General features: G+C 53.7%; 15 protein-coding genes. 11 read left to right on the plus strand and 4 right to left on the minus strand.

The window, feature by feature from the left end; translation table 11 throughout:
• Positions 1-36: 36 nt before the first annotated feature.
• The 3 genes from phoU to MFFC18_RS23925 all read left to right on the plus strand — a co-directional run bounded on the left by phoU (position 37) and on the right by MFFC18_RS23925 (position 2,263).
• The gene (gene phoU / locus MFFC18_RS23915) at positions 37-729 is read left to right on the plus strand and encodes a phosphate signaling complex protein PhoU (RefSeq protein ID WP_075084218.1); all 693 of its coding nucleotides are present in this window, start codon (positions 37-39) and stop codon (positions 727-729) included.
• Positions 730-731: 2 nt separating this feature from the next.
• A complete protein-coding gene (locus tag MFFC18_RS23920) occupies positions 732-1,421 on the plus strand; it encodes a response regulator (protein ID WP_075084219.1) in 690 nt (229 codons plus the stop codon).
• Between the two features lie 275 nt (positions 1,422-1,696).
• Positions 1,697-2,263: a hypothetical protein gene (locus MFFC18_RS23925; protein WP_148619098.1), complete on the plus strand. Its 567-nt coding sequence runs from the start codon at positions 1,697-1,699 to the stop codon at positions 2,261-2,263.
• 690 nt (positions 2,264-2,953) lie between these two features.
• Here MFFC18_RS23925 and MFFC18_RS23930 read toward each other — a convergent pair.
• Positions 2,954-4,039 carry an endonuclease/exonuclease/phosphatase family protein gene (locus MFFC18_RS23930; RefSeq protein WP_075084222.1) on the minus strand — a complete coding sequence of 362 codons (1,086 nt, stop codon included), beginning with the start codon at positions 4,037-4,039 and terminating at the stop codon, positions 2,954-2,956.
• Between the two features lie 253 nt (positions 4,040-4,292).
• On the opposite strand from MFFC18_RS23930, the gene MFFC18_RS23935 reads away from it, so the two are divergent.
• The 5 genes from MFFC18_RS23935 (at position 4,293) to MFFC18_RS23950 (ending at position 8,652) form a co-directional block, all read left to right on the plus strand.
• Entirely contained in the window at positions 4,293-6,029 is a 1,737-nt protein-coding gene (locus MFFC18_RS23935) for an ABC1 kinase family protein (RefSeq protein ID WP_157665117.1), read from the plus strand.
• 15 nt (positions 6,030-6,044) lie between these two features.
• Positions 6,045-7,508, plus strand: coding sequence for a mechanosensitive ion channel family protein (locus tag MFFC18_RS23940; RefSeq protein ID WP_075084224.1), 1,464 nt, complete (start codon positions 6,045-6,047; stop codon positions 7,506-7,508).
• A gap of 43 nt (positions 7,509-7,551) precedes the next feature.
• Entirely contained in the window at positions 7,552-7,851 is a 300-nt protein-coding gene (locus MFFC18_RS23945; protein ID WP_075084225.1) for a hypothetical protein, read from the plus strand.
• Between the two features lie 71 nt (positions 7,852-7,922).
• Positions 7,923-8,090, plus strand: a complete 168-nt coding sequence (locus tag MFFC18_RS25150; RefSeq protein ID WP_157665118.1) for a hypothetical protein — start codon at positions 7,923-7,925, stop codon at positions 8,088-8,090.
• Positions 8,091-8,397: 307 nt separating this feature from the next.
• Positions 8,398-8,652: a carbon storage regulator gene (locus tag MFFC18_RS23950; protein WP_075084226.1), complete on the plus strand. Its 255-nt coding sequence runs from the start codon at positions 8,398-8,400 to the stop codon at positions 8,650-8,652.
• A 110-nt stretch (positions 8,653-8,762) separates the two neighbouring features.
• Here MFFC18_RS23950 and trxA read toward each other — a convergent pair whose 3' ends face one another.
• Positions 8,763-9,203 (minus strand): thioredoxin, encoded by a 441-nt coding sequence (gene trxA / locus MFFC18_RS23955; protein WP_075084227.1) that lies wholly within the window; start codon positions 9,201-9,203, stop codon positions 8,763-8,765.
• Positions 9,204-9,415: 212 nt separating this feature from the next.
• On the opposite strand from trxA, the gene MFFC18_RS23960 reads away from it, so the two are divergent.
• Positions 9,416-9,985, plus strand: coding sequence for a hypothetical protein (locus MFFC18_RS23960; protein WP_075084228.1), 570 nt, complete (start codon positions 9,416-9,418; stop codon positions 9,983-9,985).
• Positions 9,986-9,989: 4 nt separating this feature from the next.
• On the opposite strand, the gene MFFC18_RS23965 is transcribed toward MFFC18_RS23960, so the two are convergent.
• Positions 9,990-10,253, minus strand: coding sequence for a hypothetical protein (locus MFFC18_RS23965; RefSeq protein ID WP_075084229.1), 264 nt, complete (start codon positions 10,251-10,253; stop codon positions 9,990-9,992).
• A 273-nt stretch (positions 10,254-10,526) separates the two neighbouring features.
• Between MFFC18_RS23965 and MFFC18_RS23970 the strand changes: the two genes are divergently transcribed.
• Together MFFC18_RS23970 and MFFC18_RS23975 are read left to right on the plus strand one after the other, a co-directional pair.
• Complete coding sequence (locus MFFC18_RS23970) at positions 10,527-13,253, plus strand: protein kinase domain-containing protein (RefSeq protein WP_075084230.1); 2,727 nt, start codon at positions 10,527-10,529, stop codon at positions 13,251-13,253.
• Positions 13,253-14,113, plus strand: coding sequence for a DUF4190 domain-containing protein (locus tag MFFC18_RS23975; protein WP_075084231.1), 861 nt, complete (start codon positions 13,253-13,255; stop codon positions 14,111-14,113). The genes MFFC18_RS23970 and MFFC18_RS23975 overlap by 1 nt, the downstream gene beginning before the upstream one ends.
• 51 nt (positions 14,114-14,164) lie before the next feature.
• On the opposite strand, the gene MFFC18_RS23980 is transcribed toward MFFC18_RS23975, so the two are convergent.
• Entirely contained in the window at positions 14,165-14,824 is a 660-nt protein-coding gene (locus MFFC18_RS23980; protein WP_075084252.1) for a ribonuclease H1 domain-containing protein, read from the minus strand.
• Between the last annotated feature and the right edge of the window lie 62 nt (positions 14,825-14,886).

Below are 14,886 nucleotides of genomic sequence, written 5' to 3' on the forward strand. Positions count from 1 at the left end.
GACGATGTCCCTGGCCATGACAGAACGTACGGATAAATGTCAAAGCACCTACAGCGCGAACTAGAGCAACTTAACAGAAAGCTGATGTCACTATTTGGTGACGTCGAGCGGATGATCAATCTGGCCAAAGACGCTCTGTGCAATCAGAAAATGGAGCTGGTGGATATCATCATTGCCTCCGATTTTCAGGTCGACGAACGGGAGGTCGAGATTGAGGAAGACTGCCTCAAGATTCTCGCGCTTCACCAGTGCGTCGCGGCAGATCTCAGGCGACTGACCACCGTGCTCAAGATCAATTCCGATCTGGAACGCATCGCCGATTTGGCTTGCAATATTGCTTCCAGAGCCAGAGACGTTCACGCGTATCCGTATTTTCCGATCCCGGATTACTTGCCAGAAATGGTCACCAAAGCCTGCCTGATGGTGAGAATGTCGCTCGATTCGTTCGTGGACTCGGACATCGAACTGGCCAAGGACGTGATCAAGTTGGATGCGTCGGTTGACGAGTATCACCTGTCTGTCATCTCTGAGCTTCGCGACCTGATGAAGCAGGATTCTGGCATCGTTGAGCCCGCGCTTCACTGCTTCACTGCGGCACGCCAAGTCGAGCGAATTGCGGACCTCGCCGAGAATATTGCGGAAGACATGATTTACTACATTGATGGCGAAATCGTTCGTCACCATCACGAAAAAATTGATCAAATTTCAGAATTCGACAAAGAGAACTGAACATGGCAGGCAAAAACATTTTGGTGGTTGAGGACGATCGGGCACTCGCTGGTGTGCTGGAGTACAACCTCAGCAGCGAAGGTTTCAGCGTGACCTGTGCGATGGACGGACAGGATGCTTTGAATCAGGCTCGCTCCAAATCTCCGGACCTCGTGTTGCTCGATGTGATGATCCCGGTGATGGATGGAGTCCAGGTTTGCCGCCAGCTAAGAAGCGAAGCTTCGACCATGAACACGCCGATCATCATGCTCACGGCCAAGGGCGAAGAAACCGATCAGGTGGTTGGCTTTTCCGTCGGAGCCGATGACTACGTTACCAAACCGTTCAGCGTTCGCGTGCTTCTCGAACGGGTCAAGGCTCTACTTCGTCGCAACGAACGGATGGGAGATGGCAACGACATGATTTGTGTCGGAGGCATCGCGATCGATCGAGTCAAACATCGCGCGTTGCTTGACGGTCGGGTCCTCGATCTGACTCCCAGTGAGTTCCGATTACTCGACACGCTGATTCGCCAACCCGGACGAGCCTTCGATCGTTCCGAGCTGATCGATTCGGCTCTTGGTACCGATGCGATTGTCCTTGAACGCACAATCGACGTGCACATTCGTTCGCTCCGAAAAAAGCTGGATCAGTCTGCCGACCGCATCGAAACGGTTCGCGGAATTGGTTACCGGTTTTGCGAAAGCCAGTAGCTCGGCGATGAAGGATTCTGCGTAGCGATTTCCGCAGTTCGTCGTATCGCGATCGACTGGACTGGAAATGGCGACGCATACTAGCCAGCCGGTCGATGGCGACAACATGGTTTTCATCCAAGCCCCCTTCGACACACCGTCGAGGTTTGGCAGCGGTCTATGGCCTTGGTACAATCTGTGGCATTTCAAACTTCGCCTGCTTCGATTAGGGCGATGACGTAGAAACTTTTGCCCCATGCCACCAGTAAATGGCAAATCCGTACCAGTCTCCGACAATGACAACACAACACGCCCGGACAGCGCCATCCTGGTACGTACTTTTCTACCAACTCTACGGGCCTGCGTGGTGGATCGGCACTGGGCTCATCGCCGGCAGCTGGTTCAACATCGCTTCACCGACTGTTGGTTGGATTGGCTTCGGCCTCGCTTGTGCTGCATCACTCGGTGCGTACGTCCTTCCATCTCTCGCTGGCGTTAAACCCGAAGACTTTGTCGTCCTCGATTCACGAATGCTGAACTCCAAAGGCGAGGCATACTCCGACGCCTTGGAGCGATTTTCCAACGGCGCAACACTCATGTACGACGGTGTCGCATTTGGTTTCCGCCCAGACAACGAAATCGCATGCGGTGTTGTGGCACAATCGTCCGACATCAATGAAACCGAGGCTCGCGAAATTGCCGATCACGCCGAAACAGTGTTTGACACTCTAACTGCATCGTCACCCGAGTTTGCTTCGGCTGTGGCTGGACAAACTTTCCGCATCTCAATCAAGTCCGGCATGGACGCAAATGCCACGGAACTATTCCGCGTCGTTGATCGCAGCATCGAATCACGAAGCTGACGAGCTGTGTAACATGGTTTTTACGCCAAGCCAGCGACAAATCCAGCTCATTGGCAACGTGCCATGGTCTTTGGTACAATTCCAGGCAGTCCATGCATCGCTCGTTTTGTTCAGGGCATCGCTTCGATTAAAGCGGTGTCGTTAAAACCATCTGTTGTGTGCCACAGGAAATCGGTGCTCCCGTGAAATACGCTGGCCCAATTGACATTGACTCGCTTGTCGACCTTGACTCACTCGCCGAGCGCGGCGCCTCGCACTGGACTTTTCTCGCATTCCCAGCGTCTAACGTGACGGACGACGGAGTCCCTGCCGACTTCGATGCCCAGCAGTATATTGCTGCGGTTCAATCCGCTGGCGTACCGGTCGGCATTTGGCTGAATTCACCCGTCGATGGCACTGCCTACGCCGCAGTTGCGCATGACGCTATTTCCCAGCTTATTGCTGCGACCAAAAACTTAGCGCACTTACCCGAAGCTTTCGCGGCAGACATATCCGAACGTTTGTTTCGTGAAGCCAGTGGAGGTGGCAAATAACATGGTTTTTACGCAAGTCTCTTTGGCAACGTGCTTCCCTATACCAAACTATTTATCGTTGCGACTCCTATTGCCTTCGGAGAGAAGCAGTGTCGCAGAAACCTTCCACGGGGCGACTCAGACTAAACACATGGCCATTGCTGAATTCGCAAAACACTTATCGAGTATCGCGTTCTTCTGCGTCATCAATTCCCTCTTTGATAATCTCTTTCGCGTCAGAAGCGTCGTTGCCTTCAGGTCGCGGCGTCACGCCCTCGGCGTCTTCGAAAGCCAGCTGGGTGAGGATCGCAAAATGGTCAGAGCCGCTCATGCGTTTACGCGACAGCGAGCCGAGCGTGAATCCTTCTGAAAGGAAAACGTGATCAATGGGACAGCGAAACGGAGGATAGTTCGCCATGTAAGTGCTGATCAACCCTCGGCCGATGCGTGGGTCCAGCAAGCCACTGGTACGCTTGAACAGGCGCGTTGTGTGAGACCATGCGACGTCATTGAAGTCTCCGGCGAGGATCCAGGCCTCGTCGTTTCGCTGGGCAATTTCCCTCGCTATCAGAATCAGTTCCGCGTCGCGAACCCTGCTGTCTCTGCGAGTTTCACCGGTGGAGTCGAGCAGGCCCGGAGGCGTCGGATGAATTCCGATAAAGTTAACCTGTTCGCCGGACTCAAATTCCAGTTCAATCCACAAGCTTGCTCGACGATCAGAAACGAGGTGTCGAGTTTGTGCCGACTTGATTGGAATCTTGCTCCAGAACGCCAAGCCCAGCCCTTCACCTCGAACTTCCTCGTGCGTGTAGGGATAGTCCGTGCCCAAAGCCTCCAACCGCTGCTTCCAGCCTTCGTCGTATTCGACCAGCAAAAGGATGTCAGCGTTCTCTTCTGCCAGTTCAGCACTTACGTTTTGCGGGCTTGGATTCTCGTAATCCAGATTTGAAACCATCACCTTGAAGGTATCGGCGTTTGGCTGCGAATCGGCAACTTCAGTGGGCCACAGTGGGCCGAAAGGAGCCGTGTGCGACAGTTGCCAAGCGATCGCTGCGATCAGGACACCACTGTAAATTAGATGCTCTGTACGGAGTCCGGACGTCCACATGACGGCAGCGATCGTGATCAGCGGAACAGCCATCAGCACCGCGATCTGTAGCCGCGGAAAATCCCACCAGCGCACGTACCACTTCCCGGTGGACAGCAGCGGAAGCAGCGTAATCAGAAGCAGCAAAAATCCAGTGATACGAATGAACCAGTTCATCTTTTCAAATCCACAAAGAGCGAGTCGTCGATTTCGCTAACGCAAAGGCAGTGCCAGTTGATCACAAATCACTCACTGTCGAAAAATCCAACGTTTGCTGGCCGCAACACCGCCAGACTGGCTTGAACGCGACCATAGAAATCGGAATTCGGCAGAGTTTCCCTGCTTTCCGCGGATGGCGGTCGGAGCCTCAAACCGTTGGCACAACAAATGCCTTAATGGAATGCAACCAATCAATAGAAAGCGACTTCCCATGATAAGCAATCCATTTCAACACCTTAACCGGCATCGTCAGATGATTGGGCTGTTGTACAAATACGGAACCAGCGATTTGATTCAAAAGTCAGGCTTGGTCGAGTCATTTGCCGACACAACACACGATCGCCGTAGCGGTGCAGCCTCTCACGACTGGCACCGGACGGACGAACGAGACACCGGCGACGACCGGAGCGCGGTCGAGAAAGCGGCCTCGAAAGGCGTCGGCCCTCATGATCTGGTCGCCGATCTTGAAGCGATGGGTCCGGCTTTCATCAAGCTTGGCCAGCTGCTTTCGACCCGTCCGGATTTTCTTCCCGGAGCGTACATCGAGGCCCTGACTAAACTTCAGGACGACGCGGAGCCGATCGAAGCAAGTGAGATTTTCCGCGTCATCGAAGAAGAGCTGGGTCAGCAACCGGAGTATTTGTTTGACAGCTTCGAAATCGAGCCATTGGCGACGGCGTCGCTCGGGCAAGTTCATTGCGCCACGATGCATGACGGTCGCAAGGTAGTCATCAAAGTTCAACGTCCTGGAATCGCAGGGCAGTTGGCTCGCGACATCGAGGCGATGGAAGAGCTTGCGTCGGTTTGCGAAAATTTTGAATTCGGCCGCCGCTATCAGCTAAAGCATCTTGTCGAATCGCTCAAACAATCGCTAGCGATGGAAATCGACTATGAGCACGAAGTTGCCAATGCCCGCGATATCGCGACCAATCTGGCCGGATTCAAAAGTATCACAATTCCCAAACCGGTTGGCGAACTTTCGACGAAACGCGTCATCACGATGGAGTTCGTGCAATGCGAGAAGATCACAGATTTGACGTCGGACCGAATTGACGAGTCCCGGTCGTGCGAATTGGCCAACGATCTGTTCAAGTCGTTTCTCTTTCAGGTTCTTGTCCACGGAGCGTTCCATGCGGACCCTCACCCCGGCAACGTCGGGCTGACGCGTGACGACGGGATCGTTTTGATGGATCACGGTTTGGTCGTGAAGTTCACACCGCGACTTCAGTCAGATTTGATCAAGCTACTTATGGCGATCAGCGATGGAAAAGGTTCTGTCGCAGCGGAGATTGCTGAGGCGAGCGGTGTCCCCGGAGACAACTTTGATTCGAGAAAGTTCCAGTCAGAGATTGAGAAAATCGTTGCCGCCAACGTGAACCGTAGCGTCGACAAAATGGATTCAGGAACTGCTTTGATGGAAATTCAGACCGTTGCCGGTCAGCACGATCTGTTTCTGCCACAAGAAGTCATCATGTTGGGCCGAGCGTTGATGCACCTTGAAAGGGTCGTCTCTTCGCTCGATCCAAAATTCGATCCGAATGAAGCCATTCGGACACATGCGATGGACATCATGCGACAGCACTCCGGCAAGGAGCTGAGCTTGGCAACGCTGTATCAAGCGTTGTTGGAATCAACCGAGTTCGCACAAAAGCTTCCCGCGCGGGCGAACAAGCTGGCCGAGTTGGTCGCCAACAACGGGATTGAAGTAAAGGTCAACGCCTTTGACGAAGGCAAGTTTATCAGCGGCCTGAACAAAGTCGCCAACCGAATTTCAACGGGTCTGATCATTTCCGCAATGATTGTTGCTGCGGCATTGATGATGCGGATCGATGTCGGCTGGAAAATCGGGGGCTACCCAGCAATCGCTTTATTGTTTTTGACCCTCGCCGGACTCGCCGGATCCATTCTGGTTTGGCGAGTGATTGTCAGTGACAGATTCGAACAATAAAAGGAGCCAGCGACGATGAAGCTATTTTACAGATCCAGCCTGCCGGTTTTCATTTTGCTTACCATGTTTGCGTTCCAGCATTCGTTTGGGCAACAGGAAACTCCCGACACAGACAACGAATCGAACACGGAGGAAGTTGCCGACGAAGCTCCTGAAGCTCCGCAAAAAGTCGAGGTCAACCCCGCGGCCCGGGACGAGGAGATTCAGGCTCGCCTGAACGAAATCCTTGCTGCAACGAAGCGTTTTGACGACGCGAACGCGAGCGTTGAGAACGGAGTTGTCTTCCTGTCAGGCATCGCCAAACAGGACGAATTCAAGGACTGGGCGACGGACCTTGCTACCAATACGCAGGACGTTGCAGCGGTTGTAAACCGGATGACGGTCGAGCAAAAATCCGTTTGGGATTTCAGCAGTGCGTTCGCGGAGCTACGCGACTTTCGCAACGGTGCCATTCAGGCGATCCCGCTGGTCGTGTTTGGTGTTGTAATCCTCGCGTTGACGTGGATGCTGGCGAAACTGGCGAGCTACGTTGGTAATCGGGCTCTGGGAAAACGGATCCCCAATTCGCTTTTGAGATGGGTCGCCACGCGAGCGATGATGTTGCCGATCTTGATCTTTGGCATTTACCTCGTACTACGTGTCTCAGGACTGACCCAGTTAGCGTTGACGGTTCTTGGTGGTACGGGCCTGATCGGTTTGATTATCGGTATCGCGTTTCAGGACATCGCGGAAAACTTCCTTGCGAGCGTTCTGATCAGCGTGCAAAAACCGTTTCGAATTGGCGATGCCGTGCACATCGAAGATTTTGAGGGCGTCGTGCAACGAGTCACCACGCGAGGCACGACGTTGCTAACGTTCGAAGGAAACCACGTTCAGATTCCCAATTCGAAAGTCTACAAAGCAACGATTGAAAACTACACGGCCAATCCACTGCGGCGAATTCATTTCGATGTCGGTATCGGATACGACGACCCGGCAAGCAAGGCTCAGGAAATTGTGCTTGGCGTTTTGAAACAACACTCTGCAACCTTGATGGATCCAACTCCGCGAGTTTTGATCGAAAGTTTGGGAGCGTCTACCGTGAACCTTCGTTCCTTCTTTTGGATCGATGGAGCAAAGAATAATTGGCTGAGCGTTCGATCGTCGTGCATGCGAATTGCGAAACAGGCGCTGCTGCAGGACGGCATTTCATTGCCGGACGAAGCTCGTGAAGTCATCTTCCCGAACGGCGTTCCTGTTGTGATGCAGCAACCGCCTCACAGCGAGAATACGGAATCCAATGGACAGCAATCCTCGCCTCAGCCGGGATCAATCGAGCATGAGATGGATCGAAAGTCTGCTGCAATTCGCAATCAGGCAAACGAAGAAGCTGGAAGCGAGGCAGAAGGCCATATGAAATCAGACATGGAAGATCTCAAGCAACAGGCGAAACAGTCGTGGCTTCCCGGAGAGGGCGAAGAAGTCCTCGTCGGTGAATGAGCATCGACATCACGTGTACTAAACTCTCAAACAGGAAGAAACCATGGACAACCCCATCGACCAACGCTGGAAAGAATACTGCATGCAGATTTCCGAAACTGCGCGAAAGCTTTCGGAAAAATCATCGCTTGGCGACGCAATCAAATCCGCGCTAGAACAATTCATGGGCAATCAAGCACCCGCGAATGAGGAGGATTATGAATCAAAAGTTCGTGAAGGCGATCAGCTAATTGACGGCTGGAACACCGCCTACAAGCAATCAGAAAATCACGGCTCAATTGCCAGTCCGACTCAGTGTATGGCCGAGCAAGCGGAACTGGCTCGCGACAATATCGAAAGCTGAGCCAGCGTTGGGGCTTGGAACCACCCTGCCCCGTTGCCATTCGATCCATTTACTTTTAACTCGAGAGCACAATGACTAATAAAGACGACGACGACAAATCACCCGGATTGCCTTCACCTTCTCCGACACCCGCGCCTTCGAAACCGGGCGATCTTCCGGGCAGCCGGCCGCAACCTCACGATCCGCCGCCGATGAACCCGAAGCCAAAACCGCCGACTCCCGACAGCCCAAGTTTCTGAATCGGTGGCCAGAGCTAGCGACTAATAGCGTCGCAAAACTGGTCATGCTTTGACCACGACGCGCACTCTAATGACCGTTCCACGACCATCACTTCGTCGTGGAACGGTTCTGTTTTGCTAGCACCCCAGTCCTTTTCATCAACAACGATGGGTGTTTTCATTTATTTCTTCGAGTAGACGCGAGCTTTCAGGAAATTTTGCCGGATTGGCTCAAGTTTGGCTTGCGAGTTGCTTTAGAGCGAATTGAGTTTTACGAGTGTTTCGCTCGTCAACAAGAATCATCAACAAGATACAAGGAAGTAGTTCTATGTTAGTTCTTTCTCGCCACGTCGACGAATCAATCGTCATTCCTGAACTCGGCATCACGATCGAAGTCACCCGCATCAAAGGAAAGACGGTTCGCCTGGGAATCAAGGCACCGGAATCGATTCGAATTCTTCGCGGAGAACTGGAATCCGTTGTCAACGAGTTCGAAGAGCCAGCAGCACCGCGTTCAAACCGGTCGATTGCTGCTCCGGCAACGATGGGTTCCGCTACGCAATCGTTCGCGTCTGTTCGATAGCGTTGCGGGCCGAATTCGGCTGATACATTTCACGTCGCGTATTCGCAACTGCGATCTGGCGGGAAGCTACCCGGGTTGTTCAAACCACCCACGGCATTGCATGCTCACGATCAAAGCCCACGCACCCATTGCAGGATTTGATCCACGTTCAAGGCACCCGATTGCCGCGCGATTTCCTTGCCGTCCCGAAATGCGATCATGCACGGAATACCGGTGATGTTGAAACCGCCAGCGGTCGCGGAAGCGGCTTCGGTATCAAGTTTAGCTAGTACGGTGTGTGGCGAAAGCTGTTTGGCCGCATCGGCGAACTGCGGAGCCATCATTCGACAGGGGCCGCACCATTGGGCCCAAAAATCAACCACGACAGGCACCGTCGTCCGCGAAACGAACTTTTGAAAGTTCGCATCGGTCAGCTCGACCGGATGGTCCGGGATCAGAATCTGTTTGCACTTGCCGCATTTGGGGCCATCGGCGACACGTCCGATCGGCACGCGATTCACGGCAGCACAGTTGCCGCATACATAGCTGAGAATGTCTTTCGAATCAGGCATTGATTCCTCTTTCAGGCGTTCAAACGATTATCATCGAGTCCGATCTGAACCCTCGTCTATTTTAGCCAACTCAAGACGATAAAACGATGGCTTGTGATGTTCCTCAAGTCGGCGTTTGATCCCGCGCACCAGTTGCATATCGCCATCTCAGGTCGTCAATCTCCCTCTTCCGAATCTGCTATTCTGAGTATTTCGTTTTGTGGAATACCTCGATGCAGCGTTTACACCAGATCGCATTCATCATATCCCTGCTCGCGTTGAGCTGGCTTGGGATGATGGCGATCCACGAGTTCGGACATGTCATCGGTGCGCTCACCAGCGGCGGAAGCGTAGAGCGCGTCGTGCTCCATCCGCTCACGATTTCGCGGACAGATGTTTCCCCAAATCCAAATCCGCTCTGGGTCGTTTGGCTCGGCCCGGTCCTTGGGTGCGCGATTCCCGTGATCGGCTGGCGACTGGTTCCGCGGCAGTTGCACGTGGCCAATAAGATCGCGATGTTCTTCGCCGGATTCTGTCTGTTGGCCAACGGCGCATACATTGCGATCGGCTCGTTCGAGCGAATTGGCGATTGCCAAACCATGCTTCAGCACGGTTCACCCAACTGGACTCTGGTCGCGTTCGGCGCCATCACGGCGATTGCCGGGATCAGCATCTGGCATCAGCTGGGCTCGATCCGGGAATTCCTTTCTGACCCATCACTTGTGAATGGAAAAACTGCCTATCTAACATTGCTGGCGGCGGCCGTGCTGGCCGCGGTGGAGTTCACATTCTCGCCAACGTGATGCTCTACTCCATTTCCTTACCGAGTCGTTCAGCCAGTTTGGCGACCAGTTGCGGATCATCTTTTTCACGCAACGCATCGATCGTCTCCTGCTTGACTTCCAACTTCAGCAAGTGCTTTTCCAGACGTTCCCACTGGGTCGTTCGCTTTTTGCCTTCGGACAGGAAAAGTTCCGTCACCAGTTCCTGAACGCGTTGAAGCGCGATGTTCTCACGATTCTCGTAGTAGTTCTTGATGATGTTCTGCTGGTATTTGGAGCGTTCGGTCACGATCTGGGTCTCTCGAAATCCGGGACTGGTTAGGGTGTCGATTTATCAGTTTTCGACTGCGCATTCGTCAATTTTGAAACTTAGCAGTAAAAAACGGATATCCTGATTTTGCAAACGAGGAATCGGGCGATTCGACGAACACGACAGTAGATTAGAATTATCAGGTCGCCAACCCGCTTGTTGGCAGTTTCATGAGTTTCCCGTCAAGCAATGCCAAATCAAAGATCCATCACGTGTGCCCAATGTGGCAACTCGACATCGACTGTAGGCGCGATGCCAAAATTCTGCAGTCATTGCGGTTCTCAATTCGATTCGGTCACTGATGGCGTTGGTACTTCTGGAGTGACCAGCGGCGGCACGCCAGACCAGACGATCGGCTCTCCCAATCAAAGCTCTCAGAACCTGTCGCTGGAAAACACCCACGACTCCTCATTCGTGATTCGACCTGCCGAATTTGCGGGCAAGCTGAAACCTGGATCGCGAATCGGACCTTTCAAGCTTGGATGTCAGCTTGGCGCCGGCGGCATGGGCACCGTCTACGAAGCTCACGATACCGACAGCGATTGCCCGGTCGCGCTCAAGATCCTTTCAAAGCAGGTTCGCACCACCGAAGAGGGCGTCGAACGCTTCCGACGCGAGAGTCAGGTTGCGGCATCGATCAACCATCCGGGCAGCACGTTCGTCTATCGTTCCGGTCAGTATGGTGATCAGTTCTTCATCGCGATGGAGTTAATGAACGGTGGAACACTCAAAGACATCGTTGAGGAGGAAGGCCCGCTGGAGGTTTCTCGAGCGGTGGATTTTATGATTCAGGCAATCGACGGCCTGGCGGTTGCTCATGAGGCCGGGATCGTGCATCGCGACTTCAAACCTTCGAACTGTTTTCTGGATGACGACGGCGGGGCGAAAGTCGGTGACTTTGGGTTGGCCAAGAACTTTTTCGGCGACGTTGCGCTGACGCAAACAGGCGCCTTTGTTGGCACACCGCAATTCGCGGCACCGGAACAGCTTCGCGCGGGTCATGTGGATGCACGAACGGACATTTATGCAGTTGGTGGGACGCTGTTCTACCTTTTGACAGGCCGTGCTCCATTCGTCGGCGACGCGGCGCAAGTCATTTCCGGTATCGCCGCAGTACCGGCACCAAATGTAAAAACGATTGCGCCGCACGTTCCGGAGAAACTTGCTTCGCTGCTGGCGTCGATGCTGGAGAAAGATCCTGAGCGTCGCCCCGGCAGCGTGCAGGAAATTCGAGCGGCCCTGTTGCCGTTTTCGTCGCTCGGCGCGGTCGCTCCGGACAATGGATTACGCATGGCGGCGTTTTTCATCGACATGTTTATCTTTGGGTTCGTCGGGATTGTTCTGTCGCTGACGATATCACCGCTGGCTATGATCCTTGGAGCATTCGAAGCCAACCTGATCACAGCGGTCGTAAACTTCATTGCCGTCGTCGGTTGGTTCGCAGTTCAGGAATATGTTCTTGGCACGACGATCGGAAAGTGGCTGTTTCGCATGCGAGTCATCAACGATCAGAACGATACGCCAAAGCTATGGCAAGCTCTCGTCCGCCCTCTCTTCATCCCAGGCTCTCGCGCGATGATGGCTTTCTTGCCTGTGTTCTTCCTCGAGTCACCCGAAGGAGGCCAGACGATGTCCGCTCAGGATGTGGTCAAGATCGGGCTGGTTGAACTGTTCTCGTTTCTGGCCTGGATCCCATCGCTGCTGTTCATGCTGACGGGCAGAATCAGCAACGGCTATCGCGGAATCCACGACCTCGTCACCGGGACACGCGTGGTACGGATCTCCAACTCGCTTGAGACCGCTCAAACTTCCAATCAACCTGTTACCGCGCCGCTGGAAGTCGATCCGACTTCGTTTCCAGCCGACGTGATCGAGCCGTTTCGAATTCTTGGGCAGCTGGGGATAAACGCGAGGACTGGCGAACGGATCCTGATCGGAGAAGATCCCCAGCTGGACCGTAAAGTCTGGATTTACGAAACGACAGAAGCCAACCCTCCGCTTTCTCGTGCCGGGATTCGACCGACGCGACAGCGAATTATCGCGTCGCGAGTGGACACGTCATCCGATCCGCAACGCCGATACTTTGTTGCCGAAAGCATCGAAGGAATGCCGTGGCTACAATTGCTCGAGTCCGGCGAAGTTGTGCAATGGACGACGCTTCGGCCTTTGCTCCGCGAACTGGCATCCGAGCTGGATCACTCTGCCAACGAGGACTCGTTGCCGGATCACTTTGGCCCGGAAAACGTCTGGCTGGACCGCAGCGGGCAACTGAAGTTCGTCGAGATCGCCACCGGAGAGGAGACTTCAACGATGAACGCTCGCGAAGTTTTCGAGCTCTTCTTCGAGAAGATCGTTGCGAACCACCCGGTGCCGGAACATGTGATTGAGCTAAACCAGAAGTGGCGCAAATCGACCAACATTTCGATGTCGGAGATCGATCACAAACTGGAAGAACTCGTCGATCGCCCGTCCGGTTGGTCGTGGATTGATCGCATCGGTGCGACTTGTGTTTCTCTGGCGATCGAGTTGTCGATCCTGTTCCTGTTGGGTCAAGCCTGGTTGTCGCTGTGTAAAACACAGTTCAATCTGGGCATCGGTATAATCTGCGGTTTGTTTTTCGTAATGATGCTGGCCGGCTCGATCGTAACGGGATACTTTTTCGAAAGCCCCACATTCTGGTTTCTTGGGATTACAGCCCGCAACCGCAACAAGCAACACAAGCCGTCGCGAATCCGCCTGGCGGTGCGAATGGCGTTGAGTTGGCTGCTCCCGATTCTGATGGCGACGACTTTTGTTGGGCTACAGGCTGCTGCATTGAGTATCGATCCGGAAGGTCCACCGCCGTTTGGATTTCTAATCGTCGTTCTGGCATTTCCAGCCGTCGTTATCGCGATGCTAATCGTGACGCTGTTCAATCTGGCCAGCCCAAGTCGGGGAGTCGCCGACTTTCTCAGTGGCACTTTGTTGATGAGGAAATAATGAATTGCCCAAACTGTCAGTCGTATTTGCTTGTCGAAGTTTTCGGGAACTCGAACCCGATTCGATGTGCAGCCTGCGGCAACGTCTCGATTCCTCCCAACAAAGCCGCGACGCAGGTGAACCGGTTTGCGTGGCGTAGTTTCTGGCTTGGGCTGAGCTCGATCGTGTTGCTTTTTCTGACGGGAATTCCGGCGATCTGGTACGGGGTTCGAAGTCTGCTGCAGATGCGGTTTGCCCGTGCTCAAAAGAGCGATCGAAAGGCAGCCGTTGCCGGTGTCGCGCTGGGTGTAATCTTTGGCATCATCGGTACCGGGTTTGTCACGATTGTCGGCGGCGTCATCATCTTGATGATGATGATGATCGAAGACACAAAAGATCCGGCGCGGATTGAGGAAATTCTGGCCACCATTGGATCGATCGATTTGCCGGAAGACTTTGAACCCGTCGAAGCCAACCGATTACAGAACCAGTTCCGCCGCATCGATTGGCGCGATGGTTCGTCAGCCGAAGATGCTCTGGGACGCATCCGGCTGGTTGAAGCGATTCGCGAAACCCAGATAGGAGGCGTTCAGATCAGTCGCCCGAAAGTTTCATTCAAGCTTCATCCTGACATCGATGTCGATCACGATTCCACAGCGACCGAGACGCTTTCCTGGCATTTCGCGGGCCAGGAACGAGACGTTTTGCGAACAACGGAGCCAGCGAAAGACGGTCCGTTTCAGGTGGTTCGCTATTTTGCGTCAACGGACGATGAAGAGGAAAAGGAGACGTTTGTCCTGGTGATGAGTGTTCGCAAAGACGGCAAGTACTCGGACGAAGACGTACGGAAACTCTTCGAGTCATTCAAGCCAAAACGATGATCGGGCGGCGGGACGAGCAAGCTTTGACTTCGTTACTGCTTCAACCCTGCCCTATTTTCGACCGAAGTCTGCCGGAATTTCTCCCCAAAGCTTCGTCTCCCATTTCAGGATCGGATTTTCGACAGGGTTCTCCTTGAGCCACTTCTCGGCTCGTTTGATCAGCTGAAAAAGCTGTTTGTTCGCAACGGTCTGAGTCAGTTTCGTCTTGCACTTTCCGCCTTTGACCCAGCTCATACCGATCCGCGAATCAGAGTAAATGACTCGGTCGGTGTGGCCTCCATGTTTCAAAAGCGCCAACGCATGCACGATCGCCAGGAACTCGCCAATGTTGACCGTGCCATCCGGAAACGGTCCCTGATGAAACAGGCAGACGTTGCTTTCGATTTCGACGCCCTGATACTCAAGCGGGCCGGGGTTTCCCTTGCAGGCCGCGTCGACAGCCAACGCAGTCAAATCGACGCCCATCTCTCGCAGCTCTTCCAACGTTCGCTTGGGCGTTTTCGTTTTGGCTGTTTTGCTACCGTCGGACTTGCCCCAATGGTCGTCGACCGATTCGGTGTAGGCTTTTTCAGCGGCAGCCAACGAGGGAAACGATTTGAATTTGGCTCCAGAGAATCCTGCGATTTGTTTCTGACATTCTGACCAGGATTGATAGACTCCCGGAGTGTTTCCTTCCCAGACAACGTAGAACTTCGGTTTCTTTTTGGCCATGAAATGTTTGTTTGAATTGCAGGAGTTTCGCAAATCATAACCCGAAGCGTGAACAGGTGCAG

The sequence above is a fragment of the Mariniblastus fucicola genome (assembly GCF_008087665.1).
Lineage (GTDB): Bacteria > Planctomycetota > Planctomycetia > Pirellulales > Pirellulaceae > Mariniblastus > Mariniblastus fucicola.

Bases quoted from the DNA above. Each gene is read 5' to 3' on its own strand.
- phoU (WP_075084218.1), top strand. From the start codon at position 37: ATGTCAAAGCACCTACAGCGCGAACTAGAGCAACTTAACAGAAAGCTG.
- MFFC18_RS23920 (WP_075084219.1), top strand. From the start codon at position 732: ATGGCAGGCAAAAACATTTTGGTGGTTGAGGACGATCGGGCACTCGCT.
- MFFC18_RS23925 (WP_148619098.1), top strand. From the start codon at position 1,697: ATGACAACACAACACGCCCGGACAGCGCCATCCTGGTACGTACTTTTC.
- MFFC18_RS23930 (WP_075084222.1), bottom strand. From the start codon at position 4,039: ATGAACTGGTTCATTCGTATCACTGGATTTTTGCTGCTTCTGATTACG.
- MFFC18_RS23935 (WP_157665117.1), top strand. From the start codon at position 4,293: ATGATAAGCAATCCATTTCAACACCTTAACCGGCATCGTCAGATGATT.
- MFFC18_RS23940 (WP_075084224.1), top strand. From the start codon at position 6,045: ATGAAGCTATTTTACAGATCCAGCCTGCCGGTTTTCATTTTGCTTACC.
- MFFC18_RS23945 (WP_075084225.1), top strand. From the start codon at position 7,552: ATGGACAACCCCATCGACCAACGCTGGAAAGAATACTGCATGCAGATT.
- MFFC18_RS25150 (WP_157665118.1), top strand. From the start codon at position 7,923: ATGACTAATAAAGACGACGACGACAAATCACCCGGATTGCCTTCACCT.
- MFFC18_RS23950 (WP_075084226.1), top strand. From the start codon at position 8,398: ATGTTAGTTCTTTCTCGCCACGTCGACGAATCAATCGTCATTCCTGAA.
- trxA (WP_075084227.1), bottom strand. From the start codon at position 9,203: ATGCCTGATTCGAAAGACATTCTCAGCTATGTATGCGGCAACTGTGCT.
- MFFC18_RS23960 (WP_075084228.1), top strand. From the start codon at position 9,416: ATGCAGCGTTTACACCAGATCGCATTCATCATATCCCTGCTCGCGTTG.
- MFFC18_RS23970 (WP_075084230.1), top strand. From the start codon at position 10,527: ATGCCAAAATTCTGCAGTCATTGCGGTTCTCAATTCGATTCGGTCACT.
- MFFC18_RS23975 (WP_075084231.1), top strand. From the start codon at position 13,253: ATGAATTGCCCAAACTGTCAGTCGTATTTGCTTGTCGAAGTTTTCGGG.
- MFFC18_RS23980 (WP_075084252.1), bottom strand. From the start codon at position 14,824: ATGGCCAAAAAGAAACCGAAGTTCTACGTTGTCTGGGAAGGAAACACT.